The sequence below is a fragment of the Protofrankia sp. CiP1_Cm_nod4 genome (genome assembly GCF_982290645.1).
Window position 1 is genome coordinate 20,708 of sequence record NZ_CEVIVC010000004.1, and the last position, 7,168, is coordinate 27,875.

A 7,168-nucleotide genomic window follows, 5' to 3' on the forward strand; every position below is an offset into this window, starting at 1 on the left:
GGTCACGCGCCTCGCCGCCTGCGTCTGAATGCCGCTGACGCGCCGACCGCGAGGATCAGCGCGCCGCCGTCGGCAACACCGCTGACCCACGTTGCGGCACCGCCGAGGGTCAGGCCGCTGACGATCACGGCGACCAGGACCAGGCCGAGGATCGTTCCCACGACGTTGAACTGACCGGGCGTCCACGTGGACGCTCCCAGGTAGACGGCGGCAAGAGCTGGGAGAAGGACACCGATGCCGGTCGTGCCGGGGGTCGCGCTGCCCTGCTGCGCCAGCAGGAGCACCCCGCCGGCCGCGGCGAGCCCTCCGGACGTCATGTAGCTCGCCAGCACCAGTCGGTCCACTCGCACGCCGACCAGGCGGGCTGCCGGGCTCGACGACCCGACAGCCACGAGCCTGCGACCGAACGGCGTCTGCGCGACGACGTATCCGGTCACCAGCGCGATGAGCAGGGCGACGACGGTCAGCCACGGGATCTTCCAGACCGTGGCGGTCCCGAAGTCGACCAGCTTCTGCGAGAAGCCGGAGGAGATGCTGAGGTTGTGGCTGTACCAGCTCTGCGTCCCGTCGAGCACGGTCGCCGATCCGAGGGTGGCGATGAGCCCGTTGAGCCCGAACCGTGTGACGAGCAGCCCGTTGACGGCCCCGATCAGCAGACCTATGACCAGAACCATCAGTACGGCTTCGAGCAGGTTCCATCCGTTGCGCGCCATGAGGCCCGCGGTGAGCATCGACGCCAGGCTGGCGGTGGACCCGACCGAGAGATCGAAGTTGTTGCTCAGGAGCGGGACCATCAGCGCCAGCGCAATGATCAGATTCACTGACTGTGAACTGCCGATGATCTGCCAGTTGTGTACGGTGGCGAACGTGTCGGGGAACCGCACCGACCAGGCGACGATGATGGCAACGATCAGTACCAGGAGGCCGAACCGCTCGCCGAGGGAGAGCCACCGCGCCCCGCCCGGCCAGTTCGCACGGCGTGGCGGACGTCCTGAGCCGGGGGGTGCGGGACTGTTCGGACGCTGGTCGGTGGCGGTCGCTGTCATGATGTTCGAGGCTCCATGCTGGTCGGTGGGTGGGTGGCGGGTGTCCGTGGGCCGAGGGCGCGCGACGTCGGTGTGCGCGCTCCGGACGGTGCGCCCAGCCCGTGACCGAGTTCGGTACAGCGCCGCACGGTCAGGTCGGCGCCCGACGCCTCGCCCGTGATCCGCCCGCTGTGGACACCGACCACCCGGTCGCACGCGTCGACGAGTTCCTGAGGATCGGAGCTGACGAGCAGCACCGCGGTCCCGGCGGCCGCGACCTGGCGGACGAGCTGGTGGATCGCTGTACGGGCGCCGATGTCGACGCCCTGGGTCGGCTCGTCGAGCAGCAGCAGCCGCGGCGCCAGTTCCAGCCAGCGCGCCAGCACCACCTTCTGCTGGTTTCCGCCGGACATGGTGGCGAAGTACGCTTCGGGCCCGTCGACCTTGATCTTGTATCGCTCGATGACGCTCTGGGCGTCGCAACGTTCGGCCGCACGCCGCAGCCAGACCCGGTTCCAGTAGCGCCGCAGGCTCGGCGCGCTCAGGTTCGCGCGTACGGAAAGCTCGGCGAACGCGGCCTGTCCGGCGCGGTCCTCGGGGACGTAGGCGATGCCGCCCCTGATGGCGGCGGGGACGTCGTTGGCTGTCAGCTCGACGCCGTCGAGGGTCGCCCGGCCTCCCCGAGCCGGCCTGACCCCGAACAGCGACTGCAGCAACGTCGACCGGCCCGAGCCGAGCAGCCCGGCGATTCCGACGACCTCCCCGGCGCGCACCTGCAGGCAGATGTCGTCCAGTGATCCGACCGCGAGGTTCTCAAGCCGCAGCCGGACCTCGGCCTGGTCGGTACCGACGGTATTCCTGCTCGGCGCGACCGGAGCATGTCCCGTGATCAGTTGGACCAGGCTGCTCTCGTCGAGGTCCGCGGCGTCGCAGGTCCGGACATGCTGCCCGTCTCTCAGGAAGGTCGCGCTGTCCGACACCGCCAGCAGCTCGGACAGCCGATGCGACACGAAGACGACGGCGTGGCCGCGCCGCGCGTAACCACGCATGGCGTCGAGCACCGCCTGCGCCTCCTCGGCCGGAAGCGACGCGGTAGGCTCGTCGAGGACCAGCGTGCCCCGCCCGGCCTCGGCCTCGTACTGCAGCGCGCGGGCGACCGCGATCATCGTCCGCGTGGCGGGCGGAACCTGCGCCATGATCGTCTTTGGTGAGACGTCGATCTCGAACCGCTCCAGCACCTTCTGGACGCGCCGGTGCAGCGCCCGCCACGAGACCGGAGCCAGGCTCCTCGCGCCGAAGGCCGAGCTGACGGCGAAGTTCTCGGCCACCGTCATCGACGGGAACGTGCCCACCGCCTGATGGACGAAGTAGAGCCCGTTCGAACCGGCCCACCCCGGGTTCGTCCGGGTCGCGTCGTGGACGTGGCCGTCAATCTCGATCGTGCCGCTGTCAGCCTGGTGCACCCCGGCCAGGATCTTGATGAGCGTCGACTTGCCCGATCCGTTTCCGCCGCACAGCGCGTGTACCGAGGCGCGGGGGACCTCGAAGCTGACATCGCGTAGCGCGCGGGTGCCACCGAAGGTCTTGGAGACCGCGTTGACGCGGATCGCCGGAGCGGTGGTCCGCGGAGACTGCGCCTCGCCGACGGCGGTCATCTGTCCTCCTGTGTGGTCCGGCTGTGTGGTCCGGTATGGCGATGTCCGTGCCGTCCCACGGATCCCGGGCGGCACGGGCATCGCGGCGGTTGACGTCAGCCGGTCCAGTTCGCGGTGAACGCGGCCCGGTAGTCGACCGACGGCGTCCAGGACTGGCTGTCGGAGGCGGGCAGAGCGTGGTCGGCGTCGATGATCTGGAAGCTGGCCCCCTGGTCCGGGATGGTCGTCTCGCCGGCCAGAACCCGGTTCATCGCGTCCGCGCCCTCCCAGCCGAGCCAGTTCGCGGGAACGCCGACGGCGGCGGTGACCACCTTCCTGCGAATAAGGGCCACGGTCGACGGGTAGCCCTCGCCGGCCACCACGACGAGACCGGAGTGCTGGCTTGCGGTGATGACCTGGGAGATCTCGGCCATGGTGGTGTCGTCGGGAGCGTCCACGACGTTCGCCTCAGGATGCTTCTGCAACGCCGTGGCGACCTTCTGTGCCGTCGTCGCCGGGTTGCCGAGGTCCTGACCGGTGATAGCGACCGTGTCGACGATCCGGCATCCGCCGCACCTGGCCAGTTCTTCTCGATATCCGGCCTCCTCGTACTGGGTGACGACGAAGTCCGGGTGCGTGATCAGTAGGACCTTCGCCCTGCCTCCGGTGGCGGCGATCGCATAGTCGGCCTTCAACGTGCCCCACCTGGTACCGAACTGGGGAGGGGTGCCACTGGAATTGATGGTCGCCGAGTACAGCGACGCGCCGCCGCCTGCTTTGGGGTCGTCGCAGTCGTAGGCCCATACGGCCACCGTCGGAATACGGGCGTTCTTCGCCGCCTGGAGCCCGGCCCTGGCCGGTGGGCAGTCGATCGCGATGGTGATGATGCCGTCCGCGTGTGCCGCGACCGCCTGGTTGAGGGCGGCCGTATAGCCCGCGGGACTGGCCTTGCCGTCTGCCGTCGTGATTTTCCAGTCCAGCACCCTGGCTGCCTCCTGGATGGCCGTGGCGGGTTCGGAACAGCCGAACAGCGCCGAAGAACACGGAATCACCCAGATGTTCTTTCCCTTCTGGGCGCTGGGACCGCCCTTGGCAGGTGCGCTGTAGAGGCCTCTGTAGGCCGCGTCGACCGCTTCCCGCGCCGTGGCGGTGTAGCCGTCCCCGGAGGCCGACGTGGCGCCGCCGCCCGTGGCGTCGGGTAAGTCCGGTCCGGAGGAGGAACACCCGGCCGCGGCGACAAGCGCCACCGCGGTCACGGCGGCGAGCATGCCGGATGCCGAACGCCTCACTGCCCTCAGATGGATCATCGTTCTCCCTGTCGGTGGTGTGTCGGATCGGGATGGGAGGCAGAGCCGGAGGCCGCGGCCTGCCCCGGCCGGGGAGATCAGGGTCTGGGCCTCGGCGGGCGGGGGCGCTGATGACCAGGCCTGTCAGCAGCGTTGCGGCATGATCCACGGGGTCGGCCAGCCACAGGCCGCGCGTAGCGTCGTTGGCCAGGACGGCTGTTCGGGTGGGTGGGAGAGGTGACGTCCCCTCTCTCGTCGTTCGTGCCCGCCGGAGGGTTTCCGCCGCGGGGGCCTTCCGGCGAAGCAGATGGACGCGCCCGTCACGTCGGCACTCCCTGGAATTCGCGGAAGCTGGAACTGTGCTCCGGCTCACAACCTGGCTGAGCGAGGGCGAACGCTAGCGGCGGATCCCCGGGTGCGCAGCAACGCCGCGTCCGGCCTTTTGGACCCCGCTCCAAAACCCGCCCGGCGGGACCGTGGGCGACAGTTGAACACTGACCCGCTGCCCATGGGCGGAAATGGGCCCCGGTTGACGGTGGGGGTGCTGAGAGTGCAGGACTGGGTGGAGATCCGTCAGCTGGCCCGTCGGCCGCCGCGGGCGGGCAGCCGGCGTCACCGGCAGCGCCACCGCCGGTCGAGGGGGCCGGGCCCGGGCGCCGTTGACAGAGACCGTTGCTGGCTGTTTGCTGCCATGGAAGGCATCCGCATCCATGGTTCAGGCGACCTGCGGACGGGGGTCTCGGACAGGACATGAGCGGGGTTCGCCAGGCCGGATCGGAGCATCAACAGATACCGGACGTGACCGGTATGCGGCAACCGTCCGAGCGCGCCCCCGAGGTGGGTGGCGAGCACAGGGAACACAAGGAACTTGCCGCGTTCCGGAAACTGGCTGGCGCGCTGGCCGAAGAACGCGACCTTGACACGATCTTCCATCTTATTGTCGACACCCTCAGCGAGCTGACAGGCGCCGACCGGTGCAGTCTGCATCTGCGCGACCGGGAGACCGGTCTGTTGCACGGCAAGGCCGCGCACGCTGCCCGGGACATCGACATACCCGTAAAACAGCTGGTCAGCGGAATGCCCGGGGACAACTTCACCCGGGAAATCCTCGACACCGGCCGGCCCGTGATGCTCACGAACACGCTGGTGGATCCCCGGCCGGTGCACGCCGCGATGCGTCGCTGGCGGGCACGCTCGGTGCTGGGAATCCCCATGAGGCTCCGCGGCGAGGTAATCGGGATTCTGTGTCTCGACACCGAGGACACCACGATGGAGTTCTCACAGCCGGACCAGGAGCTGGCGTTGTCGTTCGCCGAGCTCGCGGCCACGGCGATCAACCAGGTGCAACTGACCTCCCAGCTCAGGGACAGCCTCCACGTACAGGCCAGGCAGCTGGAGATGCTGCAGCGCGCTCGTCGCATGGAGGGGCAGCTCGCGGATATCGCGCTGAGCGGCTGGGGGGTCCGTGAGCTGGGGGAGACGGTCGCGCAACTGCTGTCGAAGCCCTGCGCCATCTACGACGTGGACTTCCGCTGCCTGTCCTGCGCCGGCGCGACGGACGACCTGCGCGTGCGACTCCGGTCGTTGGGCGACATCCGGCATCATCCCTCGGTCGAGCCCGTCACGGAGTCACTCGAGTCCGGACGCCCGCAGTGCATCCCGCCGCTGCCGCAGGCCGGCATCAACCATCGGCTCCTGCTGACCTCGATCGAACTCAACGGACAGCGGCAGGGCTACGTCGTCGTCGTCGAGGCCGCCGGCCGGTTCGGTCAGCTCGATGACGTCATCGTGCGCAGGGCCGCGCACAACATCGCTCTTGAGCGTCTGCGGAGCAGGATCGACCAGGACATGGAATGGCATGCGGTCGAGGCCCTCGTGGGAAGCCTGATCCGTGGCGAGCGGGAGCTCGAGGAACGGGCTCGCTCGCTCGGCGTCGACCTCACCGCGCGGCGGGTGGTCTGCCTCGTGGCCGCGCGGGACAGCGGTTCGGCGAACCGCGTCATGTCACGGCAGGTGGCCCAGATCCTGACCGACCGGGAGTCACCGTCAAGCGCGCTGGCGGCCTGGTCCGGCAGCGACATCGCGGTGATCATCGAGGTGCCGAGGGAGTGCGACCGGCGGGAGGCGGTCGAATGGGTGAGGGCCCGGCTGCGTGTCGTGCTCGCCGAACTCAGTCCGGAAGGCCAGCTCTGTGCGGCGATCTCGACGGTGGTGGAGGCCCCCGGGGACGACCACCGAGCCCACCGGGAGGCCCAGCAGGTCCTGAAGTGCATCCGTGAACATCTCTCGGACGCCGAGCCGGGCGTGCTCGCCGCCGACGATCTCGGCGCGGCACGGCTCCTGCTGGCCTCGACCAGCCGCGACGAGGCCAGCCAGCTCGTTCTCGACACGTTCGGGCCCCTGCTGCGAGACCGCTCCGTCAAGTCCGTGGAACTGATGTCGACACTGGAGCCGTTCCTGCGGCTGGCCAGGAACGTGCGCGACTGCGCCGACGAACTGGGCGTCCATCCCAACACGGTGCGCTACCGGCTCACCAACATCGAACGCCTCACCGGTCTGCGCGTCACCACCGACGACAGCGACTATCTGACCGCGCAGATGGCGATGACGATCGTTCGCCTCGGCGGCTGCCCAGCGGTTGCCGCCGGCGTCGGCTACCCGCCCGAGGCGTCGCCGACGAGCCGCGGCACGTCGATGCCGAGCTCGGCGAGCACGTCGGCCGTGTCGTCGTCACGGGACTGAGGTTCGGCGATCGGTTCCAGCCGCGTACGGCTGAAGCGTGGCGCTGGCGAGGGGAGAACGGCATCGCCCACCCTGGTGAAGACCGCCCGGGCCGTGTTGTGTGGATGGGCGGGCGCCTCCGCCATCGTGAGAACGGGAGACAGGCACACGCCGGCCTGCTCGGCCAGGGCGCACCACCGCGCCTGGGTGCGCTGTCGGAACACCGTCGCGAGCCGCTCCCGCCACCATGGCCAGTTCGCCCGGTCCCATCTGTCGACCGGTTCGTCGTGCAGCCCGAGCAACCGCAGGAGGGACTCCCAGAGCCTGTCCTCGACCGCCCCCAGCGCGACAAGGCGGCCATCGGCGGTCTCGTACACGTCGTAGAAAGGGGCCCCGGAGTCATTGAGGTTGCTGCCACGCTGTTCCACCCACCTGCCTTCGTTGCGCATCTCATGGCTCATGGTGCTCAGCAGGGCCGCGCCGTCGACCATCGCGGCGTCCA

At 69.5% G+C, this 7,168-nt stretch carries 5 protein-coding genes; 1 reads left to right on the forward strand and 4 read right to left on the reverse strand.

All coding sequences use genetic code 11. The features are described from left to right. Positions 1–2: 2 nt before the first annotated feature. From AC5LSR_RS01895 to AC5LSR_RS01905, 3 genes are all read right to left on the reverse strand, one after another. Positions 3–1,046, reverse strand: coding sequence for an ABC transporter permease (locus tag AC5LSR_RS01895; RefSeq protein WP_250282446.1), 1,044 nt, complete (start codon positions 1,044–1,046; stop codon positions 3–5). Beyond that, positions 1,043–2,680: a sugar ABC transporter ATP-binding protein gene (locus AC5LSR_RS01900; protein ID WP_250282444.1), complete on the reverse strand. Its 1,638-nt coding sequence runs from the start codon at positions 2,678–2,680 to the stop codon at positions 1,043–1,045. Before AC5LSR_RS01900 ends, AC5LSR_RS01895 begins: the two co-directional genes overlap by 4 nt. A 95-nt stretch (positions 2,681–2,775) precedes the next feature. Continuing rightward, positions 2,776–3,948 (reverse strand): sugar ABC transporter substrate-binding protein, encoded by a 1,173-nt coding sequence (locus AC5LSR_RS01905; protein ID WP_493468081.1) that lies wholly within the window; start codon positions 3,946–3,948, stop codon positions 2,776–2,778. An 804-nt stretch (positions 3,949–4,752) separates the two neighbouring features. Between AC5LSR_RS01905 and AC5LSR_RS01910 the strand changes: the two genes are divergently transcribed. Next, the gene (locus AC5LSR_RS01910) at positions 4,753–6,687 is read left to right on the forward strand and encodes a helix-turn-helix domain-containing protein (RefSeq protein ID WP_493465167.1); all 1,935 of its coding nucleotides are present in this window, start codon (positions 4,753–4,755) and stop codon (positions 6,685–6,687) included. Here AC5LSR_RS01910 and AC5LSR_RS01915 read toward each other — a convergent pair. Next, positions 6,600–7,168: CoA transferase (locus AC5LSR_RS01915; protein ID WP_493468082.1), on the reverse strand; the 569-nt coding region annotated here is incomplete at its 5' end. The two genes, AC5LSR_RS01910 and AC5LSR_RS01915, sit on opposite strands and share 88 nt — an antisense overlap.